The following is a 19,405-nucleotide window of genomic DNA, read 5'->3' on the forward strand; positions in this document are numbered from 1 at the left end:
ACAGAATAGTCGAGGTGCCCGAGACCGCCACCGGATCAAACCAATCGGGGAGTCCGAGAGCAGGTTCCCCCGCCGCGGGAACGGTCAGCTATCCTGTTGACGCTAGCGTTTGGATGGACTGTGTCGGTTGTTCCAATGGCGCGGCGGCAGTTCGATGGTCTCTGGATACGAAGGTTGGTCGTGAGCATTCTCACCCATTTACGCGATGTTGTGATCGGGGCGTTGTGTTTGGCGTCTTGGGTTGGTGTGGGAGGGTCTTGCCGAGCCGACTCCGATGCACGTCCCAATGTGTTGGTCATTTTGACGGACGATCAGGGCTGGGGGGATCTCAGCCTGCATGGCAATCCCAACTTGCAAACGCCGCACATTGATTCGTTGGCTCGCGATGGCGTGCAGATTCAAAACTTTTACGTGTGCGCGGTTTGCTCACCGACTCGAGCGGAATTTTTGACGGGTCGGTATCACACTCGGTCGGGGGTGTTCAGCACGTCAGCGGGCGGCGAGCGGATCGACGCGGCCGAGCGGACCATCGGGGATGCGTTTCAAAATGCGGGGTACGCGACCGCGGCCTTTGGGAAATGGCACTCGGGAATGCAGGCACCGTATCATCCCAACTCACGCGGGTTTGAGGAGTTTTACGGTTTCTGCTCTGGCCACTGGGGCAACTATTTTTCGCCGATGCTGGAACACAATGGCGAAATCGTGCAGGGCAAAGGGTTCATCGTCGACGACCTGACAAACCACGCGATCGATTTCATGGAGCAGCATCGAACCGACCCATTCTTTGTTTATCTGCCATTGAACACACCGCATTCGCCGATGCAGGTTCCCGATGAAGATTGGAAGGAATTCGAAGGCAAGGACATTGTTCCCGACCCCAGTCCCGAGAACGCCAAGCAGGAAGATCTCCAGCACACGCGGGCGGCGCTCGCATTGTGTGAGAACATTGATGACAACGTTGGGCGGTTGTTGGAGGCCTTGGACCGATTGTCGCTTTCTGAAAACACGATCGTGGTGTTCTTCTGTGACAACGGGCCGAACGGATCTCGGTTCAACGGCGGGTTAAGAGGCCGCAAGGGAGCGGTTCACGAGGGCGGGTTGCGCTCGCCTTGCTTGATTCGGTACCCGGAGGAAATCCAAGCCGGTCGAACGGTCGGGGGGATCGCGGGAGCGATCGATCTGTTCCCGACCCTGGCCGATCTGTGCGGCGTCGAGGTGGGTGCCACCGCGGGACCGCTGGACGGCATGTCGCTGAAGGGCGTGTTGAATGATCCGAAGGAGGTGCCAGTTCAACGTTTGATTTTCACCGCTTGGAAGGGAAAGCTCAGCGTTCGATCGAACCAGTATCGCTATCACCCAAACGGCGACCTGTTTGATTTGCAAGCGGACCCAGGGGAAACGCGATCGGTCGCGAAGGAGCATCCTGAAACAGCGGCGCGAATGAAACGGGCGCTCGAGGATTGGGCGCAAGAAACCAAGCCTCGTGAGCGGAACTACACCGAGGAGCAGGTCTTTCCGGTCGGGCATCCCGACCAGGTGTGGACACAGCTTCCCGCTCGCGACGCGCAGGCGACCGGTCAGGTTCGCCGCAGCAATCGGTTTCCCAACAGCAGCTACATGACTCATTGGCATTCGGAGGAGGATGCCGTCACTTGGGACGTCGATGTGTTGGCCGGCGGGCAGTTTGAGGTGGAGGTGCACTACGCTTGTCCCGAGTCAGCGGTGGGGACGCAGTTGAATTTGGAATGGAAGCAGGGCAACCGCACGGCGGCGACCGAGTCGGTTGTCACCGTGGCCAATCCCTCGGGGGCCATTCATTTGGACAAGGATCGGTCGAAGCGGGTGGAAAGCGACGAGAAGCGATGGGCAAAAATGTCGCTCGGGCGGATCACTTTGTCGGAGGGCAGGGGGCGCCTGTCATTGACCTGCCCAAGAATCATGGGCGAGGATGGGGAGCGTCGAGGCGTGGAGATTCGGCTGATGATGCTGCATCGTGTTCCCGCTGAATGAGCGACCCCTTCGAAAAGCAAGCAGAATGACGGAATCGGAAAAGAGAAAATCGCGTATCACCACTCGAACGCTGCAGCGCATGCGGGAACGTGGTGAGCGGATCACGATGCTGACGGCGTACGATTTTCCAACCGCGAAAATTTTGGATGAAGCCGGTGTCGACGTTCTGCTGGTTGGCGACACCGTCGGCATGGTCGTTCAGGGGCACTCGACGACGTTGCCCGTGACGATGGATCAAATGATCTATCATGCCGAAATGGTCGGTCGGGCAGCGGAGCACGCGATGGTGGTGGTTGATTTGCCCTTTCCTGATGGCCAGCTCGATTTGCTCCACAGTGTCCGCTGTGGGGCTCGCGTGCTGAAAGAAACGCAGTGTCACGCGGTCAAGTTGGAAGGCGGGGCTGAGCAAGCCGAGCGGATCCAGGCGATGGTCGGTGCTGGGATCCCGGTGATGGCACACATTGGGCTGCGTCCGCAAAATATTCACGTGGAAGGTGGCTATCGATTGCAGCGTGACATCGAGCGATTGGTGGCGGACGCCAAAGCCGCCGAGGCCGCCGGCGCATTCGTGGTTTTGATTGAGTGTGTGCCCAGTGAAGCCGCCGCCGCGATCACCGCTGCCGTGAGTGTGCCAACGATTGGCATTGGTGCGGGACGAGACGTTTCGGGGCAAGTCTTGGTGACCCATGACATCCTGGGGCTGACATCGGGTTACACGCCCAAGTTCACTCGGTTGTTCGCCGATGTTGGCAACACCATCCGAGAGGCGGCCAAGTCGTACTGCGAAGAAGTGAAGGCAGCGAGTTTTCCCAGCGACGCCGAATCGTTTGAGTGATTCACGACGGCGCCGTCACTGAATTAGAAGCCGTATTGATTTCCCCAACATTGAGAATGCAACATGCAAGTATTTGATTCTTTGGATGAACTTTCCAACGCCGCCGCGGACGCTTTTTGCAAATTGGCGAAAGAAGCGATCGAGCAGCGGGGCGTGTTCCGGGTGACGTTGTCCGGTGGTTCGACCCCCAAGCGTCTGTATGAATTGCTGGCGACCAAAGAGTTGCCGTGGCAAAACATCGAGTTCTACTGGGGCGACGAACGCAACGTCACGGAAGACAATTTGGACAGCAATTACCGGATGGTTCGGGAAGCGTTGCTGTCGCACTTGCCAGCGGATTCGTTGCGTGCGTTTCCGGTGCCGGTGGATCCGGATAACCCGGCGGCCACCGCGGAAGCCTACGAGAAAACACTGCGAGAAACGTTTCCGGGTGCCGATGTGCCGACGTGGGATTTGGCGCTGTTGGGAATGGGCGATGACGCGCACACGGCGTCGTTGTTTCCTGAAACCAAGGCGATCGAGCAGAACGATCGCTGGTTCGTGGAGAACTGGGTTCCGAAAATGGAAACCTATCGCTACACGTTGACCGCACCCGCGATCAACTCCGCTCGGCAGCGTTGGTTCTTGATCGGTGGAGCGAACAAGCGTCAGGCTCTCGCGAGTGTCCGAAGTTCCGCCAACGATCTCCCCGCCGCGTTGTTTCCGTCGCGATTGATCGAGTCACCAACTTGGTTTGTGACGCGCGACGCCGTCGCGATTGCTTAAGCAGGTACGCAGGTGTCATCGGGTATGTGAGCCGTTGGCGTTAGCCACGGTTTTCACGCGTAACCGGGGCTAACGCCCAAACGGCTCACATGGTTGTGCCCGATCATTCCAGCCGACCTGCTTAGAACAGGTTCATGATCGCGTTGATGCACCACACAAAGATCATCACCATCAACCCCAGCAGGACGATGAGGGTGATCACGATGGCCATCAGGATCGGCCAAATGCTGCGTCGATGTTTGTCCTCGACGTAGTACTCCCGCAACAACAGCAGGTTGCGGTGGTTGGCTTTGTAGAACAAGTCAAAGAGGTTGCCCAAGATGGGAATGGTTCCGACCAAGGCATCCAGGCCCACGTTGCCCAGCATTCTCAGCACCAGTCTTGGGCTGGCACCATTTTTCGCCATGGTTGCGATCAAGATTCCCGAAAGGCCCATGCTGATCGCATCGCCGGCACCGGGGACAAGGCCAAGGATGAAGTCCAGGCCGAAGCGGACCTTTGTTCCGGGAATACGAAAGCGGGTGTCCAGCAATCGACTGTAGCGATCGACCCAACGCAGCGATGGATGGCTGAGTTGCACCTCCGTTAAAACAGCCGATTCACCGGTGAGCGATTGGGAGGCAGATTTCATGAGCGTGGTTGGTCTTGAGGTGGGCGGTTGTTCCAGCCTGCGTCTTCAGAAGCCTCGCTGCAGTCCGGGGGTGATGTCCAAATCAAGCGGTGCGAACTGGCCGGCTTCGAACTTCTTCCAAGCGATCGCGCCCATGACCGCGTTGTCAGTGCACAGGTGCGGGGGAGCGATCCAGAGTTCGAACCCGTCTTTTTCGGCGGCGGCCTGCAGGTCACGCCGCAAGCGTGAGTTGGCAGCCACGCCTCCACCGACAATCAGCCGCTTGGTTCCGCCGCTGGATTCATTGGGATTGGATGCGTTGCGATTCCTGTGCCGCTTGATTGCCCGGCGGCACTTTGCGACCAGAACATCGACCACGGCGGCCTCGAACGAGGCACACACGTCTCGTTTGACTTCGTCAGAAATCTCCAGGCTGGAAAAATCTTGGCGTCCGGGGCCAGCGATGGCGTACCGAACCGCGGTCTTCAGCCCGCTGAATGAAAAGTTGTCGCCGGGATCGTGGATCATCGAACGCGGGAAAGAGTACGCCTGGTCGTTTCCTTGCATGGCCAGCTTGGCGACTTCGATGCCGCCTGGAAACGGCAGCGAGAGCATCGCGGCAACTTTATCGAACGCTTCGCCCGCGGCGTCGTCGATGGTTCCGCCCAGGTATTCCAATTCGATCGCTGTGTGGCAGTGGTAGAGGCTGGTGTGCCCCCCCGAAACGATCAGCCCAATCGCCGGATAGATGTCTGCGGGGGCGCCATCGATCAATTGGCACGCGTACAGGTGAGCGTGCAGGTGATTGAGCGCGATGAGTGGTTTGTTCCAAGCCAGCGCGAGCGTTTTCGCAGCAACGACGCCGACCAGCAGGGAACCGGCCAGCCCCGGTCGGTCGGCCACGGCGATCGCGGTCAGGTCTTCGCCACGGAGGTTGGCCTGGTTCATTGCCGTGTCGATCACCGGCAGGATGCGTTCCAGGTGGGCCCGGGCGGCGATCTCGGGAACCACTCCGCCAAACTGCTCGTGCAACGTTTCTTGGGTGGCGATGCATTGGCCCAGGACCGTGCCGTCACGGCGGATCACGGCCGCAGCGGTCTCGTCGCAGGTGGATTCGATGGACAGCAGCAACTCGGGGCCGGCGGCTGAGGTCATAGCTGGACTCGTCCCAGCACGTTGTACGTCGGGCCGTGTTTTTCCAGGAAGCTGCCCACGACATGAATTTCGCGAACGTTGAATTCGCCAATCTCATCGTCTTCGTGCTTTCGCCATCGATCGATGACTTCTGAATTGGCTCGGCGACTTCCGCTGCGAGTGCGTCCCACCGTCAAATGAGGCCGGTAGTCCCGCGGTTCGGGTTTGTAGCCAAGACCTGCGAAACGTTTCTCGAGATCCGCGACCAGATTGGTCAGCGAGGAGGTGAAATCGTCGACGGCGATGGTCAGCACACGAGGTCGTTCAAGGTCGGGGATGCCAGAGGCACCCTCCAGAACCAAGCCAAAGGGTTCCAGGGGGTCGCAAGCTGCTTGCAGTGTGTTGCAAACCGTCGGTATTTCAATGTTGTCGACTTCCCCGAGGAACTTCAGCGTGAGATGAAGATTCTCGTCGGGAACCCATTTGATTCCGTCTCCAGGGGTTTTGGTTTCCGCCATCCAACGCGATGCTGTGCGGGCGAGATCAGATGGCAACGGAATGGCCAAAAAAGTGCGAATGGTTTTCATGAGCGAAAGTTTAACGAGATGACGTTTTCAGTGCATCGGTTCGAACCACCGAGCTTTGTGCCACATCGTTGGCGTCGAGGTGGGCACTTGCAAACATTGCTTGCACCGCGGGCAACGATGGGGATGACCGAATGGCAAAAGCTATCGACTCAAATCAAATCCGAGAAGCATCGGTTGCCAGTGTCGGAGGGAGACACGCTCATTTTGCATGATGATGTGCCGGCACCGTGGGGGGAATCTCCTCGGGGCAGCGTGTTGCTGCTGCATGGGATTTGTGGCTGTCACGCGGCCGATTACATGGTTCGATTCACACGAAGGTTGCTGGCGATCGGCGTTCGTGTGTTCCGATTGGACATGCGAGGTTGTGGTGAATCCGTGGCGTTTTGTCGAGGGATCACGCACGCTGGACGAAGCGACGATGTATTGGCTGCGATCGAGTTCATTGCCGAATTGACGAGTGGTCATGCCGCTCCGATCGGCGCGGTGGGGACATCCTTGGGCGGCAACCAATTGCTGCGTGCGGCGGGGCGAGTCGGCGCCGGTCTGGATGCCCGTCCCTCGTACTGGGATCGTGTCGGGCCGATCGTCGCGATCGCTCCGCCGATCGACTTGCAGGCCTGCAGCGACCGGATGGAGGCTTGGTCCCTGCGTTTTTACAACCACTACTTCATCACTCAGTTGCTCCGGCGAGCCAAGTCGACCTTGCAGATGCGGGAGGAGTTGGGCGGTCTGTTGGACGGCCGGGCTCCGAAAACACTTCGCGAATTTGATCGTCGGATCACCGCGCCCATGGCTGGTTTTTCTGACGAGCGATCCTATTACGCGTCCTCGTCGGCTCACTCCGTGGTCGAGCGGATTGATATTCCTGCGTTGATTGTCACCGCCGCGGATGATCCCTTGGTGCCGGTTGATTCGTTCGTGGCACTGCGCGAGCGGGTTCGCGATTCAACTCGCGTGTTGACCATGCCAACCGGAGGCCATCATGGGTTCACGCAACTGGACGGAACGGCGTGGACAGATGAGCTGATCGCAAAATTTTACGACGCAGCTTGGTGAAACGGACCGTTCGCGTACGAGTCGGGCCGGGCAGGGTGTCGGAACAATTTTGACGCTGAGGCGCCAGGGCGCAGAGACGCATGGGGTTGCTCGAGCAGAGGGGGCGTCCCGGTGATGCGCAACCAATTGGGCAAAGGCCAAGTTCATCCCCATGCATTGAGTTGAATTTGGCCATTGGCCAAAGGGTGGTTGGTTCGTGAATCGTTCCTGGGACGTTGTCCCAGGCAATGTTGAGAAAGGCCGTTGGCCTTGGGGAGGCAGTGCGAGCATCGCCCTGACTGGGGACATCGTGGGGATACGGTCTGTCTTCGCTGACGCTTTTGCTTCAGCGTCCGGCCGGGCCGATCTCGATTGGCATTCCCCTGCGCCGGAAAACGCACGTCCAGTCGCGGAGCGACGGTAGTTGACAGCCTTGGGTTTCAACCCAAGGTCACGGGCCCACCCACAGGTCCACCCAGCCGCGGAGCGGCGACAGGTGGGGCGTACGCTTTGCCACCTGTCGTCGCTCCGCGGCTGGGTTGTTTTCGATGTCGCCGTGGGAGACCTCGGGTTGAAACCCGAGGCTGGCAGATGTCACTGCTCCGCGGTTGGGATTGTCGATGCCGATGCCGATGCCGATGCCGATGCCGAGCACGGGCACGGGCACGGGCACGGGCACGGGCGTGGGCGTGGGCGTGGGCGTGGGCGTGGGCGTGGGCGTGGGCGTGGGCGTGGGCGTGGGCGTGGGCGTGGGCGTGGGCGTGGGCGTGGGCGTGGGCGTGGCGACGCAGTCGCAGGCGTTGGTGGGCTCAGTTGAGTCCTTCGAACGCAGCTTGGATCAGGTCGATCTGTTCCAGTTTGTGAGCTGCCATCGACCCGGTGCTGGGGCTGGCTGATTCCGCACGCGTGGCTTTGGTGAACCGGAAGCGTGTGTTCAGTTCGTCGCCGATCTTGAGTTTCAAGTACGGCCACGCGCCCATGTTCTCGGGTTCTTCTTGGACCCAGCGGATCTCGGCGCCTTCGGCAAGCCCTTCGAAGGCGGCGAAAATCTCGTCCAGTGACAGCGGGTAAAGCTGTTCGAGACGCATGATTGGCACGCCTTCGATGTTCTTGTCGGTGCGTTCCTGCAGCAGGTCGTAATAGACTTTGCCGGTGCACAGCAGCAAGCGTTTGGCGCCTTCCAGTGGTACCTTGCGATCAGGCAAGATCTTGCGGAAGCCACCCTCGGCAACCACGTCCAGGGGGCTGGTGACCTCGGCGTGTCGCAGCAAGCTTTTGGGGGTCAAGACAATCAGGGGCTTGCGCCATTTCCGGATGACTTGTCGACGAAGCAGGTGGAAGTACTGGGCCGGCGTGGTGGGCTGGCAGATTTGGATGTTGTCTTCGGCCGCCATGGCCAAGAAACGCTCGACGCGAGCGCTGCAGTGTTCAGGGCCTTGTCCTTCGAAGCCGTGAGGCAGCAGCATGACCAAGCCGGAGAGGCGATTCCACTTGTCTTCGGCGCTGGCGATGAACTGGTCCACGATCACCTGGGCGGCGTTCCAGAAGTCACCAAATTGGGCTTCCCACAGGCACAGGCCGCTGGGGCAATCCAGCGAGTAGCCGTATTCAAATCCCAGCACGCCGGCTTCGCTCAGCGGGCTGTTGAACAGTTCCAGGCGTGCTTGGCTGTCATGCAGGTTCTTCAGCGGGCAGTATTCGCTGCCGTCGCGCATGTCGTGCAGCACCGCGTGGCGGTGGCTGAACGTTCCGCGTTCGCAGTCTTGACCGGTCAATCGAATCGGGTGGCCCGCATCGAGCAGCGATGCGAACGCGGCGGCTTCTGCTGCGGCCCAATCCAGGGGGCGTTCGCCGCTGGCCATCTCGCGGCGTTGCGCCATGGGCCGCTTGAGCTTTTTGTGAGGTGAGAACCCTTCCGGCAAACGGGTGAGCTTGTCGAGCAATTCGCTCAGTCGCTCGACCGACATGGTGGTGTCGACTTCATCGGCTGGTTCGGGGCCGCCGAAGTACTCCATCCAGTTCTTGGCAAGCGTTTGTGTGTCGGGGACAAACGACTCGTGCTTGCTGGCCTCGAATTCACTTTCGAGTTTTTCGGTTCGGTCACGGCTGATTTCGTCGGCTTCTTCTTCCGTGATTTTGCCGAGTTTCAGCAAGCGATTGAGGTACTGTTGCCGAACGCCGGGACGGCGATCAATTTCGGCGTACATTTGCGGTTGGGTGAAGCGCGGTTCGTCGCCTTCGTTGTGTCCCCAGCGACGATAGGCGTACAGGTCGATGACAACATCGCGATGGAATTTTTTGCGGAAATCCATGGCCAGCGAAACGACTTGGGCGACCGCTTCGGGGTCTTCGCCGTTGACGTGAAAGATGGGGATTTGCAGCATCTTGGCCACATCGGTGGCGTAGGTCGTGCTGCGTCCCTCGTCGGGTTCGGTGGTGAAGCCGACTTGGTTGTTGATCACGACGTGCAAGGTACCGCCGGTGCGATAGCCTTTCAGTTCGCTGAGGTTCAGCGTCTCTTGGACAACGCCTTCCCCGGCGAAGGCTGCGTCGCCGTGAATCAGGATCGTCATCACGTCTTGTCGATCGGAATCGCCACAGTTGTCTTGTTTGCACCGGGTCCGGCCGAGTGCCACGGTGTTGACGTATTCGAGGTGGCTGGGGTTGAAGCACAGTGAGATGTGCAGGTGATCACCCGAAGCGGTTTTCCAGTCGCTGCTGTAGCCGAGGTGGTAGCGAACATCGCCCCCACCGCGGCTGAGTTCCGGCGTGGGGTCATCGAACGACCAGAAGATGTTCATCGCCCGTTTTTTCAGGATGTTCGCCATCACATTGAGGCGACCCCGGTGGGCCATCGCCATGACCACTTCTTTGACTTGATGCTGGCCTGCTTTTTCAAGCGCCAGGTCAATCAGAGGGATCAGGCTTTCCGCACCTTCGAGCGAGAATGTTTTGGCACCGACGAATTTGCGGCGCACGAATTCTTCGAAGATGGTGGCGTCGGCCAGGCGGGTGTAGATTCGACGCTGAACTTCGTGGGACAGGTCCAGCCGATTTTCGGTCGTTTCCATCCGGCGCTGCAACCAATCGCGAATGTTGCGATTGTCGATGTGCATGAACTGGGCGCCGATGCTGCGGCAGTAGGTGGACTGCAGTTTGTTCAGGATGACGTCCAGGGTGCTGCCCGAAACGTTTTCCAAGATGCTGCTGTCAAAAGGACGCGCCAGGTCCTGTTCGCTCAAGCCATGGCTGCGTGGCGACAGTTCTGGGCAGGTGTGTTCGAACAACCCGAGCGGGTCCAGGGTGGCGATCAGGTGGCCTCGAACGCGGTATTCGCGAACCAATTGGTCCACGCGGTCTTGGATTCGAGCCAGCCACAGGGCTTGGTCGACATTTTGGTCGCCCGTGGATCCGGTGCGATCGGTCGTGTCGGCGGCGCTGCCGGCTTGGCCAGATGCAAAGGCGGGAGCCACCACCGAGCGTGCTCCCGAGGGCGTTCCATTGCTGCCAGAGTCACCTTGCACGCTCTTGGGGGGCGAAGCAGAAACGCTCGCGCCCGCTCCTACCAAGAACTGCTCAAAGTATTGACGCCAGGTTTCCGAAACGCTCGACGGATCACGCACGTATTGCACGTACAAGTCGTCGATGTAGTCCAACGAATAGCTATTCATGAGTCCCGCAACGAACCGCCGTGGCCAAGCGAATCGCAAAGGAGGAAGGAAACGTGGAAGGTGGGGCAGGCGTTGACAGGCACGGCTCCAACCGGGGTGCCATTGTCGCGCCGAAGTCTACTGTACGGAACCGATCCCGGGGTGGGTAGGACGACCGGGTGAACTTTTCCCCGGTTCTCGGTACGTTTGACGCGGCGACAAGGTTTTGGGAACGTTTTTCCCAACCGCTTCGTCTTTGTTTGCTCCTCTTTCCGATTTAGAAATTTACTCAGAATGGCCGTTTTAATTCAGCTCCGAGACGCCGAGAAACGGTTCGGCGACCAAGTCTTGCTCGACGGGGCCAATGTGTCGTTGGTGGACGACGTGAAGGTGGGCTTCGTCGGACGAAACGGAGCCGGCAAATCCACGATGCTGCGAATCCTGCTCGGCGAAGAAGATGTCGAACGGGGTGAGGTGATTCACCACCCCAATTTGCGGATTGGCTACCTGCGGCAGCACGATCCGTTTCAGGAGGGCGAATCGGCGCTCGATTTCCTGATGCGTGACAGCGGCGAACCGGATTGGCGTTGCGGTCAAGTTGCCGGTCAGTTCGAACTGAAAGGAAATTACCTGGAGGGGCCGGTCAAAGCCCTGTCGGGCGGTTGGCAAACCCGTGTCAAGTTGGCGGCATTGTTGCTGCACGACCCCAACTTGTTGATGTTGGATGAACCCACGAACTTCTTGGATTTGCGGACCCAGATCTTGCTGGAACACTTTCTGCGGGACTTCGGCAAAGCCGCGTTGATCGTCAGTCACGACCGCGCGTTTTTGAAAGCGACCTGCAGCCAAACGCTGGAGCTTTCCCGCGGGCAGTTGACGATGTTCCCCGGGAAAATTCAGGAATTCCTCGAGTATCGCGATGAGCGTCGCGAGCACGAAAAACGTGTCAATGCGACGGTGCTTGCCAAGCAAAAGCAGTTGCAGCGTTTCATCGATAAAAACCGTGCGAACGCGTCCACTGCCAGCCAGGCTCGCAGCAAAGCAAAGCAGCTCGAACGCTTGCAGACGACCGAGGTGGTGGGCGATGAGCCCACCGTCAACATCCGGGCTCCGCGTGTCCAGCCGCGGCAGGGGACCGCCGTCCGATGCGAAGGCCTTGCGATTGGCTATCCGGGACACGTGGTGGCAGAAGACATCTCGTTGGAGATCGAGCACGGTCAACGGGCAGCGATCGTGGGTGACAACGGCCAGGGAAAGACGACGATGCTGCGGACATTGGTCCACTCGCTCGAGCCCATCGAAGGTTCGATGAAATGGGGGCACGGGATCGAGATTGGAACGTATGCCCAACACGTTTACACGACGTTGGATGAGCGGCAGACGATTCTCGAGCATCTCGAGTACGCCTCGGATCCCGAAACCACTCGCCAAGATGTGTTGGCGATGGCAGGGGCATTGTTGTTCCGAGATGAACACATCCAGAAGAAAATCAAGGTGCTCTCCGGTGGAGAACGCGCACGCGTTTGCATGGCCAGTTTGTTGCTCGGCACGGCCAACGTGTTGGTGCTCGATGAACCGGGAAACCACTTGGATGTCGAAACCGTCGAGGCGCTTGCCGAAGCGTTGAAGCTGTACAAGGGCACGGTGATTTTCACCAGCCACGATCGTCACTTCATGGCCGAAGTCGCAACGAATGTGATCGAAGTCAGAGACCGACGGGTTCGCAACTACTTCGGCAGTTACGAGACCTACTGCGAGGCGGTCGAGAAAGAAATTGACGAGGGCGAGCGGGTTCGCAATGCGAACGCCAAGGCGGCGGGGACCGCACCCAAGGCGGGAGCGGCCAAGAGCAGTGGGGATTCACGACAGGACCAGAAAGAACAACGCAAACGCGAAAAAGAGGTCAAAAACCTGGAGCGAAAAATTGCCAAGCTGGATGACGAAAAGAAGGAGCTGAACCAGAAGCTGCTGAACGAAACCAACCCTGCCGAAGCGGTTCGTTTGCACGATCAAATGCAAGCCTTCGAAACGGAACTGGCGGAAGCCGAAGAGCGTTGGATGGAGCTGAGTGCGGATCAGTGGGAGTGAGCTGAGACTGGCGGTGGGTGTGCCCCATCACTGCTCTGTCCACACTCAAGTGCTTTGCCACACTCAACCGATCGCATTCAGCGAACAAGAGAGGGTTCGATCAGCAGCAGGTCGTTCTGGGGCATCGCCACGGTGAGGTTTTGGGTGCTGCCACTCGGCCAGCGAACTTCCATGGTGACCTCCGAATCGTTGTTCGGAATCGCAAAGGTGAGGGTTGGTTCGTTCGAGCATTGGTATCCCGAACCAGCCATTCGCTGTCGCATCTGTGTTCCCGAACTGCTTGTCACCAGGACGGTTGTGCCGATCGCATCTCGCTCGGATGAAACACCGACCACGCGGACGGCCAGCGACTTGGTCACGCGAGGCGTGTGGTTGATCAGCAGGGCAGTGGGGCGGAACAAGTCGGTGATGACCAAGTCGGTTTGCCCATCTCGGTTGGCGTCCAGCGTTGCCATGGCGCGTCCCAGGCGTGGTTCTTCGAAGTAGGGCCCGGCGGTGGATCCAGGAACCCATTGCCATTCATTGTTCCTGTCGATGGCGAACAACTGGGCAGGCATTTCATACTGCAGGCCATCGTGTGAGAAGTCATCGATGTGACCATTGGCGATGACCAGTTCATCGATTGCGTCACCATCCAAGTCAATGAATTGCGTTCCAAATCCGAGCATGTCTTGGCTGGTCTCAGCCAGGTGAACGGATTCTGTCGTGTCTTGAAACAACCCCTCGTGAACTTGTTCGTAGAAGGTATTGGATTCGTCGGTGAAGTGAGTGACGAACAGGTCCAGGTCGAGGTCTCCGTCCGCATCGGACGCCGCAATCCCCATGGAGGCTTCTGCGGCGGATTGGTGGTTGAAGGCGAGTCCGCGAATGGTGGCTTGTTCGTGCAGTGACTTCGAGGCAGGTTCAAATCGCCAGAAATGATTGGCGGTCATGTCGTTGGAAATGTAGATGTCCAGCCCATCGGCACCGTCAATTTGTCCGACCAGAATTCCCAGCCCACGACCGGGGTCGCTGTTGGCGAACCAAAGGTCGGTTTGGTCCTCAAAGAGAGCCGAACCCATGAGAACCCCGCGGTTGCGATGAACACGATCGCGTTCTGCCCGAAGGGAAATCGGTTGGCATGAACGGTACTCTTGAACGGCTTCGTCGAGGCAGCGTTGTTGATAAGGAGTCGGCCCGCCGCAGTAATTGACTTCGATCAGATCCGCCAAGCCATCCTGGTCGATGTCCGCAATCGCGGTCGATGAAGTCCAGGTGTTTCGAGGGTCCGTGCCGACCTGCGTCTTGGCAGTTCCCTCGGGATCCATCGCATCGTCAGGGTTGTCAAACATTGCCCGAGTGACGTTGGTGAAGGTTCCGTCCCCGTTGTTTTGATACAGCGTGTTGATCCCAATGTTGGCGATCAAGCAATCAGGGAAACCATCCGCGTTGAAGTCGCCGATGCCGACTCCCTGCGTGAACCCGGTGTCAGCCAAGCCGCTGGCGGAGGAGACGTCGATGAATGTTCCTGCCAGATTGCGGGCGGTGGTGTTGGGTTGGCTGTTGCGTTTGCCGGGGGTGCCGCCGTCCTTGCCGCCGTCCTTGCCGCCTGACGCGGTCAAGTGGAGATCGGGCCAGCCATCCAGGTCGAGGTCCAGCACCCCGGCGCCACCCAGTCCCGACTGCCACAGCCACAGCCCGTCTTCTGGTCGTGGACGCAGCAGACCAACGGTGTGGTTCAGGCCTCGGGTGGCCGCTTCATCGATCAACCGGTATCCGCGATCACTGATTGTTCGCGTCGGGGCCGGGCGTTTGGGGGTGTTGGAAGCAGCCAAGGTTGAGCGGTCGTCCTCGGACAGGCGGCTGAACCAGCCGCGCTCGGCAGCCTCGGCGAGTCGCTCTTGGGTATCTGACTTGGTTGGCAGCCACTTCGTGTCGAAGGTTTGCCAGGGGGTTTTTCCGGTCAGTTGGCTTCGAGCGGCCGCGTAGGTGTCCTGCAGGTTTTCCGCTGGGTCTTGTGGCAATGCGAAAGCGGCTCGCAGCCAAACCACGGCTTCCCAGTGCCGCCCCAGGGCTTGCAGTTTTTCCGCTACAACAACTGCCAGGCGTTGTGAGTTGCGACGCCATCCAAGGAAGCCATCGATGGCGTCTCGCAACTCGTTGACCTGCCCGGCGCGAACCGCCACTTTCTGACTCAAGTCAAGGTTCCCGGAACTGGCCAACGCGGCGGTCAGCTTGGTCAGTGCTTCGTGGTGATTCGGATCCAGTCGCACCGCTTCGGTGAACGCCGCGACGGCAAGCAAAGGGTCACCGTTGCGGTTCGCCCACACGCCACGAGCCAGCCACACCTGCGGGTGTTCCTCGTAGTCAGCGGCAAAGGGTTGGAGGGCAATTTGCTGAAGGGTTTCGGTGTCGTTTTCTTCCACGGCGGCGCGGGTCAAGAAAGCCCAGGCGGGGGTGAACTCAGGGTGTTGTTTGACGACAGGTTTCAGTTGCTCAAGGACCTTTGTCCAGCGATGTTTGTAGGCGTCAAATCGCGTCAGTGCGTATTGAGGTCGCAAGTCCGAGGGGTTGAGTTTGAGGGCTTGCTCACACATTCTGTCATCGGCTTGAGGACGCGACGAGTCACTGGCGATCACCAGTTCCGAGATGCCTGCCTGTCCTCGTTGAATCAGGTATTGCAAGTGCATCATCGCATCCCGCTCCAACGCTTGGCTGATCATCAAACCGACCAGTGAGACTCTGCGACCAGCGTCGTCGGGATGCAATTCCACGCATCGTTTCATCAATTCGATCGTGTCGAAGGCTCGGCCCTGTGCCATGTAAGCATGACCGGTCTTTTCGAACAAATCGGCAGACGGCAGGTCAGAGATTTCGATTGCCGTTTCGAACATCTCAATCGCGTCGCTGGTTTCCCCCAGCGCGTTCCAGGCATCGCCAAGCTCTTCATAGTTGCTGGGGCGATCACCCGCTGTGAGCATTGCCTGACGCGCGATCGAACGCAGCGACTGGGGGTCACGAGCGGCAACCGCGGCAGCGATCTGTTGTCGAAACGGATCCGGGGTGGGGTCGCTCGCCACAGTGGATTTGTCACCAGCGAGCTGCTTGGATTTCTCGCTCGTCTCGATGGGGTCGCGACCCGTGTTGGACTGCGGGGTGACGGAGGGATCGCTTGGTCGACATCCAGGCAACCAAAGAATCAGCAGTAGGAAAGCGAGGTTGCCGCCGAATTTCATGAGGGGGTCGAAAAACGAGTTGCGAAGAGTGGCCTGATGGAGACTACAGCAGAACGGGGGTGGAGAGTTCAAGTCAAAGGCACCAACCCAAAAAAAACGGGCCCCGAATGAAATTCGGAGCCCGTTTGAAATTTGAGCAGAAACGACACGGGATGTTGGAAGCACCCCGAGATCGGATCCTAGAGATCGTCGATGCTGACGACTTCTTTCATGCCCCGTGTGCTCAACGCACCCCACAAGCCGTAGGGGCTGGCTGAGCCCGGAGCACGGTTTCCGGTTTGACCCAGCATGACCACGCCATTGTGGATGTTCCCTGAGTCGATCGAATCCGTGATGAACTTGACAGCACCGTCCCCCATCAGCACGTGAATACCACCTTGGTGACGGCTGCTTGGTGGGCAAGCACCGGTGTCGAAGTCACCGCCGCCTCCAAAGCAGATTTCACTGTTGGGCGGCAAGATGCAGTTGAAACCGGTGTAGATAATCGGCGTGTCCATCCACCGGAAACCGCGTTTCCAGTCGGCTTGAGCGACACGCAGTCCGGTGTCGCCTGTTCCAGCAACATCAGGGTCCCAGAACTGTGGCCGGGCGGGGTCGATCCAACCGGCTTGGTCACGGCAGTGAGCAGGGTTGTTGTGAATCGTTCCCCAGCCAACGTTGTAGCGGGCGTTCGTGCTGATCGAATTGTCACCAAGGTCCGTTGCAATCTCGCCGCAGGCGATGGTGTTGGACAGGCCGTCCAAGACGTCACGGAATTTCAGTTGACGACGGTGGTAGAAGAAACCACGGTTGGTCGCGTTTGCGTTTTGGCCATTGTTGGGAGTCAAAACCCATTTGCCACCGGTGTGGTACATGTAGCCGTGGTTGACCCAGTCCGTGCTGTCGCCAATGCAAGCGGCGTAGTTGGTCCGGCCGTGTGCTGGTGCACCGCGACCGGGGTCACTGGGGCAACGAAACGTTCCCACTTCGGTGAACCAAGGGCGGTACTCACCGCCCCAGGGTGCGGGACCCATGGGTGGGAATCCAGGGCTGATGGCATTGCCATTCATGTCCAAGTTGTAGGGATTGCTGATTTGCTCCCACAAACCTTGCTGCTCGATGAACGGTAGCAACGCTGGCAACCAGCTCAGGCGAAACTTGTTGGTCGTGAACCCGGGACCAGAGCCACCCGGGTCGCCATCGAGGTAGGTCCCACCGCCTTGCTTTGGCAAAGCATTGTAGGCTGAGTGATAGTTGTGAATGCCCAGCCCAATTTGCTTGAAATTGTTGCTGCACTGCATACGGCGGGCTGCTTCACGGGCAGCTTGAACGGCGGGCAAGAGTAGCCAACAAGGACGCCAATGATGGCGATCACGACCAGCAGCTCAACGAGCGTGAAGCCAGACGCTTTTGTTCTGTTTCGAACCATTTCATGTTCCAAATAGAAAACGTAAAGAAGAGAAAACGAAAGTGAAGGAATCGGAATTCGCAAAGTAACACGATATATGCACCCTCACATGCGCAAATATTACATTCTCTCAACGGGGATTGAAATCCCATTGTTTGGCGATAGCGTTGCGGAGTCGCACAGTGGTGGCTCGTTGGAGGGGCGAAATCTGAAGAGGTGTTTGGCTGGATTCGCCATTGTCCACGTGAGTGGAGGGCTGCTCAGGACGGGAGTTTGAAATGGGCCGTATCCCCATAAGAGTGAACTTTTCGGACGCTTTGTCGGTAGCAAGTGCGAGCGAAGAGGCACTTGAAATAGCCGCGGCGTGGCGGAGGAGGGAACCCGAGTTCACAGAGTCCGCACGGCGTGCGGAACACCCAAAGAAATTTCTTCGAAATTTGTCGTGGACTCGCCACTTTCGCGGTGATTGCATTTTCCACTGGCGGTCTGCAGTCCAGTGTCACGAACGAACTGGGGCGAGGAGCATCCGCACGAAGGTGCAAGCACAAAAAAAACGGGCCCCGAATGAAATTCGGAGCCCGTTTGAAATTTGAGCAGAAACGACACGGGATGTTGGAAGCACCCCGGGATCGGATCCTAGAGATCGTCGATGCTGACGACTTCTTTCATGCCCCGTGTGCTCAACGCACCCCACAAGCCGTAGGGGCTGGCTGAGCCCGGAGCACGGTTTCCGGTTTGACCCAGCATGACCACGCCATTGTGGATGTTGCCCGAGTCGATCGAATCGGTCACGAACCGGACCGCTCCATCCCCCATCAGCACGTGCACACCGCCTTGGTGGCGGCTGCTTGGTGGGCAAGCACCGGTGTCAAAGTCACCTGAGCCTCCAAAGCAAACTTCACCGTTGGGTGGCAAGATACAGTTAAAACCGGTGTAGATGATCGGGGTGTCCATCCAGCGGAAACCGCGTTTCCAATCGGCGTTCCCGGTCCGGATTCCGTTGCTGCCAGTGCCGGCAACATCAGGGTCCCAGAACTGTGGCCGGGCGGGGTCGATCCAACCGGCTTGGTCACGGCAGTGAGCAGGGTTGTTGTGAATCGTGCCCCAGCCGACACCGTAGCGAGCGTTCGTGGTGATCGAGTTGTCGCCCAAGTCAGTTGCGATTTCACCGCAAGCGATGGTGTTGGACAAGCCATCCAAGACGTCACGGAATTTCAGTTGACGACGGTGGTAGAAGAAGCCACGGTTGGTCGCGTTCGCGTTTTGGCCGTTGTTGGGAGTCAAGACCCATTTGCCACCGGTGTGACGCATGTAGCCGTGGTTGACCCAGTCCGTGCTGTCGCCGATGCAAGCGGCGTAGTTGGTTCGGCCGTGTGCTGGTGCACCGCGACCTGGATCGCTGGGGCAACGGAACGTTCCCACTTCAGTGAACCAAGGACGATAGGCACCGCCCCAAGGCGCTGGTCCCATCGGTGGAAAACCTGGGCTGATGGCGTTGCCATTCATGTCCAAGTTGTAGGGGTTGCTGATTTGCTCCCACAAACCTTGTTGTTCCACGAAGGGCAACAGGGCGGGAAGCCAGCTCAAGCGAAACTTGTTGGTCGTGAACCCGGGACCAGAGCCACCCGGGTCGCCATCCAGGTACGTGCCACCGGCTTGCTTTGGCAAAGCATTGTAGGCCGAGTGATAGTTGTGAATGCCCAACCCAATTTGCTTGAAATTGTTGCTGCACTGCATGCGGCGGGCTGCTTCACGGGCAGCTTGGACGGCGGGCAAGAGCAGCCCAACGAGGACACCAATGATGGCGATGACAACCAGCAGCTCAACGAGCGTAAAGCCGGAAGCTTTTGTTCGGTTTCGAACCATTTCGCGCTCCAAAATAGGAATAGAGAAGAAAGTTGATTGCAGGCACCGGCATCGAAAGAAAAGCAACCCGAATTCCTGCAATTTGTTACACTCGAAGGTTAAGAGGATCTAAGGGTGGCTGGAATCGCGTAAGATGAAGCGCAAAGGTGGAGGATCGACGCCTTGCGAGTTTTGAAGGGGTGTTTCCTGGCTTCGCAATCGGGTGGGGGACGGGGGTGCATCA

General features: G+C 58.7%; 12 protein-coding genes and 1 pseudogene. 5 read left to right on the plus strand and 8 right to left on the minus strand.

Annotated elements, in window-relative coordinates; translation table 11 throughout:
- The first annotated feature begins 180 nt into the window (after positions 1-180).
- The 3 genes from PSR62_RS05515 to pgl all read left to right on the plus strand — a co-directional run bounded on the left by PSR62_RS05515 (position 181) and on the right by pgl (position 3,610).
- Positions 181-2,010 (plus strand): arylsulfatase, encoded by a 1,830-nt coding sequence (locus tag PSR62_RS05515; RefSeq protein WP_274406813.1) that lies wholly within the window; start codon positions 181-183, stop codon positions 2,008-2,010.
- A gap of 25 nt (positions 2,011-2,035) precedes the next feature.
- The gene (panB, locus tag PSR62_RS05520) at positions 2,036-2,845 is read left to right on the plus strand and encodes a 3-methyl-2-oxobutanoate hydroxymethyltransferase (RefSeq protein WP_274406814.1); all 810 of its coding nucleotides are present in this window, start codon (positions 2,036-2,038) and stop codon (positions 2,843-2,845) included.
- A 63-nt stretch (positions 2,846-2,908) separates the two neighbouring features.
- A complete protein-coding gene (pgl, locus tag PSR62_RS05525; protein ID WP_274406815.1) occupies positions 2,909-3,610 on the plus strand; it encodes a 6-phosphogluconolactonase in 702 nt (233 codons plus the stop codon).
- A 121-nt stretch (positions 3,611-3,731) separates the two neighbouring features.
- Here pgl and PSR62_RS05530 read toward each other — a convergent pair whose 3' ends face one another.
- Genes PSR62_RS05530 through thpR form a run of 3 tightly spaced genes read right to left on the minus strand, consistent with a single transcriptional unit; the run spans position 3,732 to position 5,941 of the window.
- Positions 3,732-4,241, minus strand: coding sequence for a DUF4112 domain-containing protein (locus tag PSR62_RS05530; protein WP_274406816.1), 510 nt, complete (start codon positions 4,239-4,241; stop codon positions 3,732-3,734).
- Positions 4,242-4,286: 45 nt separating this feature from the next.
- A complete protein-coding gene (tsaD, locus tag PSR62_RS05535) occupies positions 4,287-5,375 on the minus strand; it encodes a tRNA (adenosine(37)-N6)-threonylcarbamoyltransferase complex transferase subunit TsaD (RefSeq protein ID WP_274406817.1) in 1,089 nt (362 codons plus the stop codon).
- Entirely contained in the window at positions 5,372-5,941 is a 570-nt protein-coding gene (gene thpR / locus PSR62_RS05540; protein WP_274406818.1) for an RNA 2',3'-cyclic phosphodiesterase, read from the minus strand. Before thpR ends, tsaD begins: the two co-directional genes overlap by 4 nt.
- Positions 5,942-6,064: 123 nt before the next feature.
- Between thpR and PSR62_RS05545 the strand changes: the two genes are divergently transcribed.
- Positions 6,065-6,997, plus strand: a complete 933-nt coding sequence (locus PSR62_RS05545; protein WP_274406819.1) for a YheT family hydrolase — start codon at positions 6,065-6,067, stop codon at positions 6,995-6,997.
- A gap of 430 nt (positions 6,998-7,427) precedes the next feature.
- On the opposite strand, the gene PSR62_RS05550 is transcribed toward PSR62_RS05545, so the two are convergent.
- Positions 7,428-7,643, minus strand: coding sequence for a hypothetical protein (locus tag PSR62_RS05550; protein WP_274406820.1), 216 nt, complete (start codon positions 7,641-7,643; stop codon positions 7,428-7,430).
- Positions 7,644-7,785: 142 nt separating this feature from the next.
- Complete coding sequence (locus PSR62_RS05555) at positions 7,786-10,647, minus strand: 2-oxoglutarate dehydrogenase E1 component (protein WP_274406821.1); 2,862 nt, start codon at positions 10,645-10,647, stop codon at positions 7,786-7,788.
- 273 nt (positions 10,648-10,920) lie between these two features.
- Here PSR62_RS05555 and PSR62_RS05560 point away from each other — a divergent pair, with 273 nt between their 5' ends.
- On the plus strand, positions 10,921-12,714 hold the full coding sequence (locus PSR62_RS05560) for an ABC-F family ATP-binding cassette domain-containing protein (RefSeq protein ID WP_274406822.1): 1,794 nt from the start codon (positions 10,921-10,923) through the stop codon (positions 12,712-12,714).
- 77 nt (positions 12,715-12,791) lie between these two features.
- Here PSR62_RS05560 and PSR62_RS05565 read toward each other — a convergent pair whose 3' ends face one another.
- The 3 genes and pseudogenes from PSR62_RS05565 to PSR62_RS05575 all read right to left on the minus strand — a co-directional run bounded on the left by PSR62_RS05565 (position 12,792) and on the right by PSR62_RS05575 (position 19,182).
- Positions 12,792-15,929: an FG-GAP-like repeat-containing protein gene (locus PSR62_RS05565; protein WP_274406823.1), complete on the minus strand. Its 3,138-nt coding sequence runs from the start codon at positions 15,927-15,929 to the stop codon at positions 12,792-12,794.
- Between the two features lie 179 nt (positions 15,930-16,108).
- Positions 16,109-17,337, minus strand: a pseudogene (locus tag PSR62_RS05570) (DUF1559 family PulG-like putative transporter).
- A gap of 615 nt (positions 17,338-17,952) precedes the next feature.
- Positions 17,953-19,182, minus strand: coding sequence for a DUF1559 domain-containing protein (locus PSR62_RS05575; RefSeq protein ID WP_274406824.1), 1,230 nt, complete (start codon positions 19,180-19,182; stop codon positions 17,953-17,955).
- Positions 19,183-19,405 lie beyond the last annotated feature (223 nt).

This window comes from Rhodopirellula sp. P2 (assembly GCF_028768465.1).
Taxonomy (GTDB): domain Bacteria; phylum Planctomycetota; class Planctomycetia; order Pirellulales; family Pirellulaceae; genus Rhodopirellula.

Coding starts and splice junctions, on each gene's coding strand:
- PSR62_RS05545 (WP_274406819.1), top strand. CDS start 6,065: ATGACCGAATGGCAAAAGCTATCGACTCAAATCAAATCCGAGAAGCAT.
- PSR62_RS05530 (WP_274406816.1), bottom strand. CDS start 4,241: ATGAAATCTGCCTCCCAATCGCTCACCGGTGAATCGGCTGTTTTAACG.
- PSR62_RS05560 (WP_274406822.1), top strand. CDS start 10,921: ATGGCCGTTTTAATTCAGCTCCGAGACGCCGAGAAACGGTTCGGCGAC.
- PSR62_RS05565 (WP_274406823.1), bottom strand. CDS start 15,929: ATGAAATTCGGCGGCAACCTCGCTTTCCTACTGCTGATTCTTTGGTTG.
- tsaD (WP_274406817.1), bottom strand. CDS start 5,375: ATGACCTCAGCCGCCGGCCCCGAGTTGCTGCTGTCCATCGAATCCACC.
- panB (WP_274406814.1), top strand. CDS start 2,036: ATGACGGAATCGGAAAAGAGAAAATCGCGTATCACCACTCGAACGCTG.
- PSR62_RS05555 (WP_274406821.1), bottom strand. CDS start 10,647: ATGAATAGCTATTCGTTGGACTACATCGACGACTTGTACGTGCAATAC.
- PSR62_RS05575 (WP_274406824.1), bottom strand. CDS start 19,182: ATGGTTCGAAACCGAACAAAAGCTTCCGGCTTTACGCTCGTTGAGCTG.
- thpR (WP_274406818.1), bottom strand. CDS start 5,941: ATGAAAACCATTCGCACTTTTTTGGCCATTCCGTTGCCATCTGATCTC.
- pgl (WP_274406815.1), top strand. CDS start 2,909: ATGCAAGTATTTGATTCTTTGGATGAACTTTCCAACGCCGCCGCGGAC.